The organism is Polaromonas sp. P1_F9, from assembly GCF_056405615.1.
This window is the reverse complement of the sequence record NZ_JBFUBT010000001.1, coordinates 653870-668778: the sequence shown is the minus strand read 5'-3', so window position 1 is coordinate 668778 and position 14909 is coordinate 653870. Positions and strand designations below refer to the sequence as shown.

The window sequence follows — 14909 nt, the reverse complement described above, 5'->3', positions numbered from 1 at the left end:
TTTATCCTGCTTCGGCCGGACTGCCGGTGTGAACGGTCCGCCGCGTGCGCCAAAGCTGCCAGTTTTTCACAAGCTGGCCCGGCATGAAAAGCATGGCCGCCGTCAGCCACCAGCGTCTTCCGGTAGCCGCGCGGTGTGCGTGCACCAGCCAGTCGAAGCCTTCACGGCGGCTTCCGGATGCCAGTGCCTGCCGCGCCAGGGTCAACTCGTGTTGCGCCACAAGCCACAGTGCAGACCGGCGTTGTGCAGTGGTCATGGCCCCTGATAGTGCACGTGCTCGCATGCGTTCCAGAAACGGTGGCATGGCCAGGTCGGGGTGGTAGGTCGTCAGGCCGCCTTCCACCGCCAGCCGATACGCCATCAAGGGCGACCGGACCAGCGCAACGGGGGTTTTCTCTGCCAGACGGAACCACAGATCCAGGTCTTCGCCGTGCGACTCTCCCGAGGGAAAGCATGGCTGCATTTGCTGCAAGCGCGCGTTTCGCACGGACACCGCGCTGGTGCACAGCGACGGCGCGCTCATCCAGCGCCTTGGCAGATCGGTAATGAGTTCCACTTCCGGCTGATCTGCCAGCACTGGCCAGTTCGGCGGCCACATGGTGTGGGTGTCGGGAACCGGCAGGAAGTCGGTGGCCACCGTGTCGACCTGCGGGTAACGCGCCTGCGTCCACAGAAGGGTTTCCAGGTACCGGGGATGGTGCCAGTCATCGGCGTCGAGAAAGGAAACCCATTCGCCTTTTGCCAGCGAAATTCCCAGGTTCCGGGCGGCGGAAACACCGGCATTGGCCTGGCGCACCAGGCGCAACCGCGGGTCAGGTATGAACGTTACCAGTTCCGCACCGCCGTCGGTGGAACCGTCATCGACCACAATGACCTCGAAATCCGAGAAGGTTTGCGCCAGCACCGACGCGATGGTGTCGTTGATGTACGGCGCCTTGTTGTAAAGCGGAATGACAATCGAAAATTTCATGGTCGGGCTCGAGAGGTGGCCGGGGACGGATGGAAGTTCCCGGCGAAGCGGGGCACGGCGCCTTCTGGCAAGCTTGCCGGCTGCTTTCTGCGGGCATGGGCTTCGCGCGCTGCAGCCGCCAGCGTCATCAGCAAAAGCACGTGGGTGGTGAGCTCGGGGCCGTAACCGAAGAGCAGCAGCGGCACTTCACTGATGGCGCGCAATGCCAGCGCCACGAACAACGCCAGTGATAGGCCGCCGCTGGCACGTGCATAACGGATGGACAGGACCAGCAGCACCAGTGCGTACAACACCAGTGCAGCGGCACCCACCGTGCCGGAGCGCGACAACGTGTCCATAAACTGGTTGTGCGCGTGGGTCGCATTGGGCATGCCGATGCTTTCACGGAAACTGACATCCCACAGGGTGGGTCCGTAGCCGAACACAGGGTTGCGCTGCCATTCGTCGTAGGCAATTGCCCAGATCTGATCGCGGCCGGTCATGGACGCGAGTTGCGCGCCCTGGGCGCTGTCAAAGAAGCTGGACAGACGCGCATCGACATCGCCAAACATCAGCACCAGCGTGACGCCGGCCACCGCAACCATGAACCCCACCAACGAGACAATGCCGAATTCCGGCCGCACCGGGTCAGTGGCGCGGCGCAGAAACGCGGGCCCCTGGCGTACAGCAAGAATGCAAGCAGAGCACAGGGTAAAAGAAATCCAGGCTGTTTTGGATTGAGCGAGAAAAAGGACAAGAAGCCCCATTCCCCACGCCAGGCGATTCAGCCAGACGCTTTGCAGAGGGCGCGCGAGGAGACACAGCAAGCCCAGCTGAGCCAGCATGCCGAGTGACACGGCATGTGCGGCCAGCCCTGCCAGCCGCGGTACGCCAGGCAGCAGGCCCTGTGTATAGGAGAGGTCCAGCACCAGCGTTGGTTTGAAAGGGATCAGCAGCAAGCCCGCTGCCATAAAGAGCAGCAGGGCGTTGCGAGCCGCCTTGAATGCGAGGTCTCTTTCGATGCTGGTGGCAAGCACTGCCGCGATGCCGATGAGCAGCGGGTACACATAATCGTGTGACACATGCGGATGCAGGCCCAGAAGAGCCGGTGAGGCCACCGTGCCTGCCCAGAAAAGAACAAAGGTGATCAGCATCACCGGGGGGGCCTGCGCCGTCTTGTCGCGTTGAAGCCAGTGCGTGATGATGCGTTCCCCCGCCAGCGTGAGCAGCAAGAGGGAAACCAGCGGCTGCGCCAAAGCCACCAGCGGGTGGCGTACCACCACTGCAACTTCGTCCAATTTAAATGCACTGCTGGAGAGGTCACGCCCCGAGAGGAAATTGTTCAGGGCCACCATTGCCAGGATGGCGTAGAAAATGACATGCATGTACCCGTGCGCACGGCGTGACGTGACATGAACTGCACCCGCCATGCCCAGCGTCGCCAGGAGCGCCGCCAAAATGGCACCGGCAACCAGAACCGAAATAACGATGGGTTGATCCAGGATAGCTCCTTAGAGTGGCTGCTCAAGGGAATTGGAAAGATCGCTACGTGGTGCCGAAACACCACGGCGCAAAAACTTCGCCAGTCCGGGGACAAACCGGATGACCATTTCGGAGGTTTCCCGTCCCAGCATTTGCGGCCTCAGGGCAAGCAGCAATGCCGGCAGGACTGCTGCGGACAGGCTTCCGGCAAGCAGCGAGAGCAAGGGGATATCAAACCTTGTAACTGCGTGCTGACCTGCCATCACACCTAAAATGCAAGCGGTGCAAAGAAGCAGCCCGCGCAGGGCATCCGGCAGCAGGACCATCCAGCCAAGCCCCAGCGCACGGAATGCTGCCGTAGCCGTGACGGCTGCGCGCAGTACCAGCAACACACCCGCCACGACTGCAGCCATGTGGATTCCCTGACCTGCAAAAAGGTAAAAACCGAGGATGCCCAAAACGATCAACGGGATCTGCAGCGCAAATTCGTAGTGCTTGCGTCCGGTGTTCCACAGCACGGGTGTCGACAGTCCCCAGATGACGTATGCCGGCATGCAGAGGAACAAAATTCCCAGTACCCAGGCCGCGCCACTCCATGCGGGCCCATAAAGCACACGCACGATGTCGGGCGACAGGAAGGCAAGCGTCGCAAAGGCGGGGAGTCCCAGCACCACAATGGTGGCCAGCATCTGCAGATAAGCACGGCCCAGTCGTGGCCGGTCGTTTTGCAGGCGTGCGCCCGCCGCCAGGAACGCGGGCTGAAGAGCGCCCAGCAGCAAGGTGTTGGGCATCGTGGCCAGGTTGTAAGCCACGTTATAGAGACCCAGCGATTGCGCGTTGAGCAACCGGCCTATCAATACCCGGTCAAGGTTGTTGAGCACCCAGTTGACGATATTGGTCAAAAAGACCGTGTGTCCCGTACCGACAGCGGACTTTGCATCGGCATACCAGAACAGCGGGCGAAGCGCATGCGGCTTGAGGGCATAACTTGCCACAAACACAACAGCCGCCTGAACCAGCCAGGCCGCTACCAGCGAAGCCTCACCCTGGCCAAGCAGTGCCATCGGCACCCCAACAGCCACATACCCAGCGGCATAGCTGCCGACCTGGATCAGTCCCACTGCACGGAAATTCAGGTCACGCTGCAGCAGGTAGGTAGCCGGTGCTGCCGCAGCACCCAGCAGGCACGCCACCGATAACCATTCAATGACGAATTGCGAGCGCGGCTCCCGGAAATAAGCCGACAGCAACGGCGCCAGAAAATACAGCGCAAGCATGGTGGCAATACCCACGACCAGTTGCCACGTCCAGGCAAACCGGACGTCCTCATCACTCAGTGTGGTGCGTTGCAACAGGCTCCAGCTGAAGCCAAAACCGGAGACAAATGTGGCGAATGTCAGTACCACCATGCCGATGGCAAAAACGCCAAAAATCTCCGGCCCCAGGGTGCGGGCCAGAATCACCTGGGCCACCAGCTGCAGCCCAAAGCGTGCCGCTGTGGAAACGGCGCTCCATTTGACCGCTGCAACACCCGGACGGCCGAGGCCACTCATCCTCAAGACCTCTCTGCTTTATGGCGGCGAACGGCAATCACGCCCATCAACGCCAATGTGGCCAGAAGCGTGCCGTAAGGGTGCCATCCGGATTCGTCCGTATCTGCCTCGCCCGCCGCCGTGGCACCCAGGCCGGATTGGCCACTGCGCACCGTGTCCACATTGTGGACTGTGTTGACCTTGACGGGCTCAGTGCCGGGCTGGAGTTTCATACGTGTCGCTTTGGCGGTAGCTCCCGTTGGTGTCACCGCTGCGGGCGCTGCAGGCGGGTTGGTAGACGCCGTTGCTGAAGCAATCCAGGTGGCCAAAATGGCGGTAAACAGGGTTCGAAACATAGGGTTTTCCTTCTGTCAAAGCAGGAAAAGAGTTTGTTGTGCAGTGCAGCAATTGACAATAGTCCGAATGGCTCATGGCGCGCTTTATGCTATTTATCGAGTTCAAAAAAGCATGGCGCATTCTTGGGGCAAGACTTGAATTGCTCACATGCTGACTGCCGGCTGGATGAGTCCGTTCGGGCTATTGCGCATGGGCTCAGATGCAGATAGGTTCATAGCGGTTTCAGAGGTGTTCCTGTAGCCTTCGGGATTGCGCTGCTGCCAGTGCCAGGAGTCGCGGCACATATCATCGATCGTGCATGTGGCGCGCCAGCCCAGCAGGCTGCCGGCCAGGGAAACATCTGCAAAGTACTGTGCGACGTCTCCGGCTCGGCGAGGTGCAAATTCATAAGGAATCGGCCGTCCGCTTGCCCGCTCAAACGCCTGGACCACACCGAGAACACTGGTGCCCTCGCCGGTGCCCAGATTGACCGTAAAGCTTTTGCCACTTGCCAGCAAAGCATCGACTGCGGCGACGTGGCCTGCCGCAAGGTCGGTGACGTGCAGGTAGTCGCGCACCCCGGTGCCATCGGGTGTGGGGTAGTCATTGCCGAACACATTGAGCGTGGCCCGTTTGCCCACGGCCACCTGGGTGACGTAGGGCATCAGGTTGTTGGGGATTCCATTGGGGTCTTCGCCGATCAGTCCACTGGGGTGCGCGCCCACCGGGTTGAAGTAGCGCAGCACCCCGACCCGCCACGCTGCGTCTGAAATACGCAGCGATGCCAGGATGTTTTCACACATCAGTTTGGTGTGGGCATACGGGCTCTCCGGCATGCATGGAAACTGCTCGTTGATGGGCACGGTGGCGGGGTCCCCATAGACCGTGGCGCTTGAAGAAAACACCACGGCCCGGCAGTCCGTCGTTTCCATCGCCCGCAACAAACTCAGGAGGCCGCCAACATTGTTCTGGTAGTACATGAGAGGGCGTTGCACGCTTTCCCCTACGGCCTTGAACCCGGCAAAGTGGACGGCCGCAACGCAGTGGTAGCGTTGCAGGACTCCGGCTACAAAATCGGTGTCCAGTACGTTGCCGCGTTCGCAGGGTACGGGCTGACCCGTCAGCTGCTGCAGCCGGTGCAGAACGGCAGGATGGCTGTTGGAAAAGTCGTCGAGGATGACAGGCTGGTAGCCGGCATTCACCAGCGCCACAAAAGTATGGCTTCCGATGTACCCGGCTCCACCGGTTAATAGCACACTGGGTAGCACATTGGGTTTGTTCAGGGTCATTGCAAAGGGCTGCATGGCAGCGGGTTGATTTGATACGGGTCACGGCGCCGGCGTAACACTGCTGAAACATGTTCGCGTGAGGGATTGCATGGACAGGCAGCATCCAGACATCACCAGACCATTCCCTTTCAGGGGCTGGTTACGAGTGTCTTTGACGCTTGGAGAAAGGATGTCAGCGTAAGCCGCATATGTGCGTGGGAAGCTGTCACGCTGGCCTCAAAGCGTTTCGAATCGTTCGGTAAGCACTTGTGAATGACGGATTCAAATCGCCAGCCGGCGGGCAGCTGAACTGTTTGTGGGAAGTTGGCATCCCAACGGCGGAGGACAAAAAGTCACAAAGATCAGGGGCTGCTGCAACCGCTCGAACAGTGCGCTGATTTCCCGGGAATTGACCCGGCGCAGAAAATCGCATGAAAAAAGCCCGGGGGAGGCCGGGCTTTCGTTGATGGAGAGGCTTTGCTTACATGCCGCTGTAGTTGGGCCCGCCGCCGCCTTCGGGTGTGACCCACACGATGTTCTGGGTCGGGTCCTTGATGTCGCAGGTTTTGCAGTGGACGCAGTTTTGCGCGTTGATCTGCAGGCGGTCGGAGTTGTCGGGGTTCTTCACAAACTCGTACACGCCGGCGGGGCAGTAGCGGCTTTCGGGGCCGGCGTACTGGGCCAGGTTGATGTTGACTGGCACACTCGCATCCTTGAGTGTCAGGTGCGCAGGCTGGTGTTCTTCGTGGTTGGTGTTCGACACAAAGACCGAGCTCAGGCGATCGAAGGTGATCTTGTTGTCGGGCTTGGGATAAACGATGGGCGTGCACTCGGCGGCCGGCTTGAGCTTGGCGTAGTCTGGAATGCTGTTGTGGATGGTCCAGGGCGGCGACTTGAAGCCCAGCTTGGGCAGCAGCCAGTGCTCGATGCCGGTCATGAAGGCGCCGACGTAGAGGCCTTTCTTGAACCAGGACTTGAAATTGCGCGACTGGTTGAGCTCCTGCGCGAGCCAGCTCTTGGCATAGGCTTCGGGGTAAGCGGCCAGTTCATCGTGCTGGCGGCCGGCGGTGACCGCTCCATAGGCGGCCTCAGCGGCCAGCATGCCGCTCTTGATGGCCGCGTGGCTGCCCTTGATGCGGGCGGCATTGAGGTAACCGGCTTCGCAGCCGATCAGCGCGCCGCCGGGGAACACAGTCTTGGGCAGGCTGAGTGCGCCGCCTGCAGTGATGGCGCGCGCGCCGTAGCTGATGCGCTTGCCGCCCTCGAGATACTGCCTGATGCTGGGATGGGTCTTCCAGCGCTGCATCTCTTCAAAAGGGCTGAGGTAAGGGTTGGTGTAGTCCAGGCCGGTGACCATGCCCAGAGTGACCTTGTTGTCCTCCAGGTGGTACATGAAGCCACCACCGTAAGTCTCGCTGTCCATGGGCCAGCCGGCGGTGTGAATCACCAGGCCCGGCTTGTGTTTGGCCGGGTCGATTTCCCAGAGCTCTTTCACACCCAGTGCGTAGCCTTGCGGGTCGCGGCCTTCGTCGAGTTTGAAGCGGTTGATCAGCTGGCGGCCCAGGTGGCCGCGCGCGCCTTCGGCAAACACGGTGTACTTGCCGTGCAGTTCCATGCCGAGCTGGAAGTTGTCGGTCGGCTGACCGTCCTTGCCGATGCCGAGATTGCCGGTGGCCACGCCCTTGACGGAGCCGTCGTCGTTGTAGAGCACTTCGGCCGCCGCGAAGCCCGGGAAGATTTCAACGCCCAGGCCCTCTGCCTGCTGCGCCAGCCAGCGCACCACATTGCCCAGGCTGATGACGTAGTTGCCTTCGTTGTGAAAGCAGTCCGGCACAAAAAAAGCGGGCGTCTTGATCGCGCCTTTCTCGCTGAGAAATAGAACTTCGTCGGCGGTGACCGGCTGGTTCAATGGCGCGCCTTGCGCTTTCCAGTCGGGCAGCAGTTCGGTCAGCGCCTTCGGGTCCATCACTGCGCCCGAGAGAATGTGCGCGCCGGGCTCGGAACCTTTTTCAAGCACCACCACGGAAACGTCTGTGCCCTTTTCAGCGGCGAGCTGTTTGAGGCGGATGGCGGTGGCCAGGCCGCCCGGGCCTCCGCCCACCACGACCACGTCATATTCCATTGCTTCGCGCGGGCCGAACTGGGCCAGAATTTCTTGGGTATTCATCGGGGACTCGCTGATAATGATTTTCAGGAAGGATTGTCGGTCTCGCGTTGGATTTTATGTCGCGAAAGCGGTGATGCGAACGGTCGTTCTCTTTTGTGCGGTTTAAATTGAGAGAGGAGCCTCTAATGGCTTACAGCATTGATCTGTCGGGGCGTGTCGCTCTCGTGACCGGTGCATCCGGCGGGCTGGGTGCGCAGTTCGCCAAAACGCTGAGCCAAGCCGGCGCGGCCGTGGTGCTGGCCAGCCGCAGGCTCGACAAACTCAAGGACCTGCGCGCGCAGATTGAGGCTGCGGGTGGCGACGCGCATGTGGTTGAGCTCGATGTGACCGACCACGCCAGCATCAAGGCCGGCGTGGCCCATGCTGAAACGGAAGTCGGGCCCATCGACATTCTGGTCAACAACTCCGGTGTGAGCACCACGCAGCGCATCCAGGACGTGGGCGAGGAAGACTACGACTTCATCTTCAACACCAATGTGAAGGGCGCCTTCTTCGTGGCGCAGGAAGTCGGCAAGCGCATGCTGGCCCGTTCGCGCGGTGCCGGGCCGGGTAACTATGCAGGCGGCCGCATCATCAACATCGCCTCCATGGCCGGCTTGCGCGTACTGCCGCAAATTGGCGTGTACTGCATGAGCAAGGCGGCTGTGGTGCAGATGACCAAAGCCATGGCGCTGGAGTGGGGCAAGTTCGGCATCAACGTCAACGCCATCTGCCCCGGCTATATTGACACCGAGATCAACCACCACCACTGGGAGACCGAGCAGGGCAAGAAGCTGGTGCAGATGCTGCCGCGCAAGCGCATCGGCAAACCGCAAGACCTGGACGCGCTGCTTGTGATGCTGGCAAGTGGTGAGAGCCACTTTGTCAACGGCGCGGTGATAGCGGCGGATGACGGTTTTGGCGTATGAATTTCTGGAGAGCAACATGATGGATTCGGTAGTGCTTTACCTCGGCCCGATAGGCCTTATTTTCCTGGCCTTGCTGGCGGGCGTGGTCAGTCCCGGCCCCAGTTTTGTGCAGGTTGCGCGCATCGCGGTTTCGCGTTCACGTGCTGACGGCCTGGCTGCCGCGGTGGGGATGGGCCTGGGGGCATTGGTGTTTGCTGCGTTGGCGCTGGCCGGGCTGCAGGCCCTGCTGGCCGCCTTGCCTGGTGTCTACATGGTGCTCAAGGTCGTGGGCGGCCTGTACCTGATGTGGATCGCCTTCAACATCTGGCGCGGTGCGCGCCAGCCGCTGGAGATGGGCGGCGATGACAAGGGCGCTTCGCGCCGCACGGTGCTGCAATCGTTTCGCCAGGGGCTGGTGACGCAGCTGAGCAACCCGAAGATCGTGGTGGTGTATAGCAGCGTGTTCGCGGCACTGCTGCCCGCACAGTTTCCCTTGCCCGCAGCCCTGCTGGTGCTTGTGGGTGTGCTCGTGATGGAAACCGGCTGGTATGCCGTGGTGGCGGTGGTTTTGTCTTCCGCTGTGCCGCGCGCAGCCTACCTGCGCAGCAAGGCTGCGGTAGACCGCACCGCCGCCGGTGCGATGGGGCTGCTGGGTTTGCGCCTGGTAGCCACTGCGCACACTGCCTGACGGATGCTGACGGGCATTCTGGCCGGGCTCGCGGCGGGAGCGCTGTGGGGCCTGGTGTTTGTGGCGCCGCGCATGCTCGACATGGGTGCGGGTGGCTATTCGTCCATTGACCTGACGGCCGGGCGCTTTGCGGTGTACGGCGTGGTGGCTGTGCTGGTGATGCTAGTGGGGTGGCGCACCCGCCGCCTGCCCACGGCGCGGCAGGCGTGGGCCGCCCTGGTCATGAGCATTCTCGGGTTCAGCGGTTACTACCTGCTGCTGGTGCTGGCCATTCGCGACGCCGGCACCGAAGTGCCTTCGCTGGTGATCGGTACCATTCCCATTTGGGTCATGTTGCTCGGCAAGCCGCAAGGCCTGCGCTGGGCTTCCCTGCTGCCCGGCCTGGTGCTCACCCTGGCAGGGCTGGCGCTCATGATGGGTTCCACCCACGAAGCTGGTCAGGGAACGGCCACGAATTTCTGGCGTGGCATGCTGTTTGTGACGGCCTCATTGGTATGCTGGACGGCTTTTGCGATCCTGAATTCAGCCTGGCTCAAGCGGCACCCTGAAGTCAATGCCACCGACTGGGCCAACTGGCTGGGTGTGGCAACCGGCCTCGGGGCATTGCTGATGTGGCTGCTTGCGGGTTCGGACGCAAGCGTGCTGGCCGGCCGTGAAGACCGTGGTGTGTTCGTGCTGCTCTGCGTGCTGGCCGGTCTGGGTTCCACCTGGCTGGCGACAATTTTGTGGAACATGGCCAGCCAGCGGCTCAGCGCCAGCCTGTGCGGGCAGCTCATCGTGAGTGAAACCATTTTTGCGCTGCTGTATTCGTTTGCCTGGGATGGCCACTGGCCCACACCGGTACAACTGTCTGCGTGCGTGTTGTTCACGCTGGGGATTCTGGCTTCCATCAGGGCCCATCGATAGAGGCAATTGGCATCATGAAAATTGAAATTCCCGAAAAGAAAAAGCTGGTGCATGAGATGCGCATCCCCATCCGCTGGGGAGACATGGATGCAATGGGCCATCTCAACAACGGCACCTACTTCCGCTATCTTGAAACTATCCGCATCGACTGGATGTATGGCATTGGCTGCAAGCCCGATCCATCGGGCGAAGGCCCGGTCATCGTCAACGCTTTTTGCAATTTCTACAAGCAGCTGGAATACCCGGGCGACGTGCTGATGAAGATGTACGTGAGCGACCCGGGGCGCACCACGTTTGAAAGCTGGGCCACGATGGAGCGCGCGGATACGCCGGGTGTGATCTGCGCCGCTGGCGGCGCCACCACTATCTGGGTGGACTTCCCGGCGCAAAAGGCCAAAGCCCTGCCCGAGTGGATGCGCAAGCTGGTTGAAGCGTAATCCTGAAAGAAAAAGCCCGATAGCCTAATCAGGCCATGCGCAAACAGCTATCAATAAAATAGCAATCCTGGTGGCATATGGGTGCTGCAGCATCGCAGAAAAGCTTCAGCGAACTGTGCGAAAGCTGTCCGCGTGCTCTTTTAACCAGCGCTGGGCGATGGCGCGGGTTTGCTGGCCGGGTTCAGCAACGGTGTCCTGGTCGGGGTGGAAGTCCCGCCTGAAGTAGGTCAGCAGCGGGGCGGTACAGCGCCACACAACGCCATTTTTTCCCCAGAAAAATTTCATCGCGCTCCACCAGGTGCCTGGTTTGAACAGCGTGCCGTCGTGCCAGAGGTTCAGCACCGTTTGCCGGCCAGAGTCCCAGGAAAACAGCAGCAGCGCGTAGACATACCAGCGTACGCGCCATGCGTAGTTTCCGCCAAGCGCTTGGTACAGGTCGTAGGCTACCGCGCGATGCTCGGTCTCTTCGGCTGCGTGCCAGCGCCAGAGGGTCTGCATCTTCGGATCTGCCTGATCCAGCGCGTCACCGTGGCGAAGCATGTAGTCGGCCAGCACCGCCGTAAGGTGTTCGTAGGCTGCCGTGAGCGCAAGGAAGTGGTGTGGCGCCACACCGCGTTTTTTTGCAAAGTCAATGCGGGCTGTGGCCCAGTGTTGCCAGCGGTTGACCAGGCCCTGCTTCTCCAGTTGTGCGTTGTACAGGCCGTGGATGTGGCGGTGGGTGGCTTCCTGGCCGATGAACTGCGCAGTCGCTTCATGCAGCAGCGCGTGCTCGGGCGTGCGAGGCAGCAATTTGGCGCAGTCGCGCACGGCCTCGATGAACGACTGCTCCCCGACCGGGAAGCTCATCGACAAGGCGTTGTGATACTGGCTCAGGAACGCATCGCCGCCAAACCAGTGGCGGTCAAAGCCATCGCTCAGGTCGATCTCCAGCTTGCGCACGGTCAGGCCGTAAGCGCCGGCTGATGCGGTGAATGTCGCGGCGGTGGACGCGGCGTCTGGTGTCATGGTTTTTAAGTCTTGTGAGAAGGCTGATTCATGAGCATAGCGGGTGCGCAGGGTCCTGGGCGTGATTCGCGCCTGCGCGGTTTCAGGCGGCCTTGGACGGCTTGGGCACACGGCCCATCAGGTAGAACTCCGGGTTGGGCTGCATGTTGCTGAAGCTCGCCATGCGGTTGGAGAGGCCAAAGAACGCCGTGATGGCCGCAATGTCCCAGGCGTCTTCATCATCAAAACCGTGGCCGTACAGCGCTTCAAAGTCGCTGTCTTCAATCTGGTCCGCTTGCAGGCACACCTTCATTGCAAAGTCGAGCATGGCGCGCTGGCGCGGTGTGATGTCGGCCTTGCGGTAGTTCACCGCCACCTGGTCGGCCACCAACGGCTTCTTTTCATAAATGCGCAGGATGGCGCCGTGCGCCACCACGCAATACAGGCAATTATTGGCTGCGCTAGTCGTGGTGACGATCATCTCGCGCTCGCCCTTGGTCAGGCTGCCGTTGGGGTTGGAGCCCTCTTCCTTGAGCATCAGGGCATCGTGATAAGCGAAGAAGGCACGCCATTCGGCAGGGCGGCGCGCGAGGGCCAGGAATACGTTGGGCACGAAGCCGGCTTTTTCCTGCACCTGCAGGACTTTGGCTTTGATGTCTTCCGGCAGGTCCTTCAGTTCAGGAACAGGGTACCGGGGTGCTGTGCCGGCGGTTTTGGGGCTGGTCATGAGGGTTTCCTTCAAAGGCTTTATAAGTGACTCGGTCCAAGCGTAACTGCAAGACTACCTGCCAGCTCACGCTGGAGGTTGAAGCCAAAATACATGTAATTGATAAAAACTATTAACTAAATATGTTTAATTGCCTTTGATTATTGTGCGGCGAAACCTAGACTGTGTTTCACAGGTCATTCGTCTGGCAAGCCCGTCAAAGGAGACTCCATCAGCAGCCCCAAAACACGGTCTTGAACCAAAGCGTCCTGGCTGTCCCGCAGTGCAATTCACGCCGTCATTCGGCACCACTTAATCATCAAAGGTAACTCATCATGGCTGATCACAACACGCAAAGCGAAGGCAGCTGCCCGTTCTCCGGCGGCGCTCGCAAACACGCTCTGGCTGGTGCCGCAACGAACGCTGATTGGTGGCCCAACCAGCTGAACCTCAAGATCCTTCACCAGAACTCGTCGCTGTCCGATCCCATGGGCGAGGCGTTCAACTATGCCGAGGAATTCAAGACCCTGGACCTGCATGCCGTGGTGAAAGACCTCCATGAGCTCATGACGGATTCGCAGGACTGGTGGCCTGCGGACTACGGCCACTATGGCCCATTCTTCGTTCGCATGGCGTGGCACAGCGCAGGCACCTACCGGATCGCCGACGGGCGCGGCGGCGCCGGCTCCGGCACACAGCGATTCGCACCGCTCAACAGCTGGCCGGACAACGGAAACCTCGACAAGGCACGCCGCCTGTTGTGGCCGATCAAGCAGAAATACGGCCGAAAAATCTCCTGGGCCGACCTGATGGTTCTGGCCGGCACCGTGGCCATGGACTCCATGGGATTCAAGACCTTCGGCTTTGCCGGCGGGCGCCCGGACGTCTGGGAGCCGGAAGAGATTTACTGGGGCCCTGAAGCCGAGTGGATGGGCGACAAGCGCTACACCGGCGACCGCGAACTCGAAAACCCGCTCGGTGCTGTGCAGATGGGGCTGATCTATGTGAACCCCGAGGGCCCGAACGGCAAACCGGACCCGCTGGGTTCGGCGCGGGACATCCGCGAGACCTTCGCCCGCATGGCGATGAACGACGAAGAAACTGTTGCGCTCACCGCCGGCGGGCACACCTTCGGCAAGGCCCACGGCGCAGCCGATCCGGGCCAGTACGTGGGGCCCGAGCCTGAGGGCGGCACCATTGAAGACCAGGGGTTTGGCTGGATCAACAAGTTTGGCGGCGGGCACGGCGTGCACACCGTCACCAGCGGTATCGAAGGTGCCTGGACCAAGAACCCCACCAAGTGGGACAACGGTTACTTTGAAAACCTGTTCGGCTACGAGTGGGAGCTCACGAAGAGCCCTGCCGGTGCCCACCAGTGGAAGCCCAAAGACCCCGCCGCGGCGACCACCGTGCCGGATGCCCATGACCCCGCGCTGCGCCATGCCCCGATGATGACGACCGCTGATATGGCCATGCGCATGGACCCGGCTTACGAGAAAATCTCGCGGCGTTTCATGGCGAACCCGCAGGAGTTTGCCGATGCCTTCGCCCGGGCCTGGTACAAGCTGACGCACCGTGACATGGGCCCAGCCGCGCGCTACCTGGGCCCGCTGGTGCCGAAGGAGGCACTGATCTGGCAGGACCCCATTCCCGCCGTCGATCATCCGCTGGTCAATGAGCAGGATATTGAAGGCCTCAAGGCCAAGGTCCTCGCCTCCGGGCTCTCCATCTCCCAGCTCGTCACAACGGCCTGGGCCTCTGCTTCCACCTTCCGCGGCAGCGACAAGCGCGGCGGCGCGAACGGTGCGCGTATCCGCCTGGCACCGCAAAAGGATTGGCAGGTCAATCAACCGGCCGAGCTGGCGAAAGTCCTGAAAGTGCTGGAGGCCATCCAGGGCGAGTTCAACGGCGCGCAGTCCGGCCGCAAGAAAATCTCGCTGGCTGATTTGATCGTTCTCGGTGGCTGCGCGGCCGTCGAGGCGGCTGCACGGAAAGCCGGCCACGACGTGAAGGTGCCCTTTTCACCGGGCCGCACGGACGCTTTACAAACGCAAACCGATGTGGCGTCGTTTGCCGTGCTGGAACCGGCCGCAGACGGTTTCCGAAACTACACCCGCAAGGGGCAGGCGCAGCGGGCAGCCGAGCAGCTGGTGGATCGCGCGAACCTGATGACGCTGAGCGCGCCCGAGATGACGGTTCTGGTCGGCGGCATGCGCGCCCTGAATGCCAACGTCGGGCACGCACAGCATGGAGTTTTCACCAAGCGGCCCGGAACCTTGAGCAACGACTTCTTTGTGAACCTGCTCGACATGCGCACGAAGTGGCAAAAATCTGCCGCCGCAGAAGATGTTCTGGAGGGTCGCGACCGCACGACGGGCGAACTCAAATGGACGGGTACGGTGATCGACCTCGTCTTCGGTTCGAACTCGCAGTTGCGGGCGATTGCGGAGGTCTATGCGTGCAGCGATTCGCAGCAGGTCTTCGTGCGTGACTTTGTGGCAGCCTGGAACAAGGTGATGAACCTGGATCGCTACGACCTTGCCTGATTGAGCAGGCCCTTATAGGAG

Annotated in this window: 13 protein-coding genes; 5 read left to right on the top strand and 8 right to left on the bottom strand. The window is 61.2% G+C overall.

Annotated elements, in window-relative coordinates:
* Position 1 precedes the first annotated feature (1 nt).
* The 6 genes from AC1DYR_RS03095 to AC1DYR_RS03070 all read right to left on the bottom strand — a co-directional run bounded on the left by AC1DYR_RS03095 (position 2) and on the right by AC1DYR_RS03070 (position 7734).
* Complete coding sequence (locus AC1DYR_RS03095; RefSeq protein WP_477703784.1) at positions 2-970, bottom strand: glycosyltransferase family 2 protein; 969 nt, start codon at positions 968-970, stop codon at positions 2-4.
* On the bottom strand, positions 967-2334 hold the full coding sequence (locus AC1DYR_RS03090; RefSeq protein ID WP_477703783.1) for an O-antigen ligase family protein: 1368 nt from the start codon (positions 2332-2334) through the stop codon (positions 967-969). The genes AC1DYR_RS03095 and AC1DYR_RS03090 overlap by 4 nt, the downstream gene beginning before the upstream one ends.
* Before the next feature lie 126 nt (positions 2335-2460).
* Positions 2461-3984, bottom strand: coding sequence for a lipopolysaccharide biosynthesis protein (locus tag AC1DYR_RS03085; RefSeq protein ID WP_477703782.1), 1524 nt, complete (start codon positions 3982-3984; stop codon positions 2461-2463).
* A 2-nt stretch (positions 3985-3986) separates the two neighbouring features.
* On the bottom strand, positions 3987-4196 hold the full coding sequence (locus AC1DYR_RS03080; RefSeq protein WP_477703781.1) for a hypothetical protein: 210 nt from the start codon (positions 4194-4196) through the stop codon (positions 3987-3989).
* Positions 4197-4463: 267 nt separating this feature from the next.
* The gene (galE, locus tag AC1DYR_RS03075) at positions 4464-5603 is read right to left on the bottom strand and encodes a UDP-glucose 4-epimerase GalE (protein ID WP_477703780.1); all 1140 of its coding nucleotides are present in this window, start codon (positions 5601-5603) and stop codon (positions 4464-4466) included.
* Between the two features lie 445 nt (positions 5604-6048).
* Positions 6049-7734, bottom strand: coding sequence for an electron transfer flavoprotein-ubiquinone oxidoreductase (locus AC1DYR_RS03070; RefSeq protein ID WP_477703779.1), 1686 nt, complete (start codon positions 7732-7734; stop codon positions 6049-6051).
* Positions 7735-7859: 125 nt separating this feature from the next.
* Here AC1DYR_RS03070 and AC1DYR_RS03065 point away from each other — a divergent pair, with 125 nt between their 5' ends.
* The 4 genes from AC1DYR_RS03065 to AC1DYR_RS03050 are packed head-to-tail and all read left to right on the top strand — an operon-like array spanning position 7860 to position 10652.
* Entirely contained in the window at positions 7860-8642 is a 783-nt protein-coding gene (locus AC1DYR_RS03065; RefSeq protein ID WP_477703778.1) for an SDR family oxidoreductase, read from the top strand.
* Between the two features lie 16 nt (positions 8643-8658).
* Positions 8659-9309 (top strand): LysE family translocator, encoded by a 651-nt coding sequence (locus AC1DYR_RS03060; RefSeq protein WP_477703777.1) that lies wholly within the window; start codon positions 8659-8661, stop codon positions 9307-9309.
* A gap of 3 nt (positions 9310-9312) precedes the next feature.
* Positions 9313-10215 (top strand): DMT family transporter, encoded by a 903-nt coding sequence (locus AC1DYR_RS03055; RefSeq protein ID WP_477703776.1) that lies wholly within the window; start codon positions 9313-9315, stop codon positions 10213-10215.
* A 14-nt stretch (positions 10216-10229) separates the two neighbouring features.
* Positions 10230-10652, top strand: a complete 423-nt coding sequence (locus AC1DYR_RS03050; RefSeq protein ID WP_477703775.1) for an acyl-CoA thioesterase — start codon at positions 10230-10232, stop codon at positions 10650-10652.
* A 105-nt stretch (positions 10653-10757) separates the two neighbouring features.
* On the opposite strand, the gene AC1DYR_RS03045 is transcribed toward AC1DYR_RS03050, so the two are convergent.
* Together AC1DYR_RS03045 and AC1DYR_RS03040 are read right to left on the bottom strand one after the other, a co-directional pair.
* Positions 10758-11657, bottom strand: a complete 900-nt coding sequence (locus AC1DYR_RS03045) for a metal-dependent hydrolase (RefSeq protein WP_477703774.1) — start codon at positions 11655-11657, stop codon at positions 10758-10760.
* An 82-nt stretch (positions 11658-11739) separates the two neighbouring features.
* Complete coding sequence (locus tag AC1DYR_RS03040; RefSeq protein WP_477703773.1) at positions 11740-12363, bottom strand: peroxidase-related enzyme; 624 nt, start codon at positions 12361-12363, stop codon at positions 11740-11742.
* A gap of 314 nt (positions 12364-12677) precedes the next feature.
* Here AC1DYR_RS03040 and katG point away from each other — a divergent pair, with 314 nt between their 5' ends.
* Entirely contained in the window at positions 12678-14888 is a 2211-nt protein-coding gene (katG, locus tag AC1DYR_RS03035; RefSeq protein ID WP_477703772.1) for a catalase/peroxidase HPI, read from the top strand.
* The last annotated feature ends 21 nt before the right edge of the window (positions 14889-14909 follow it).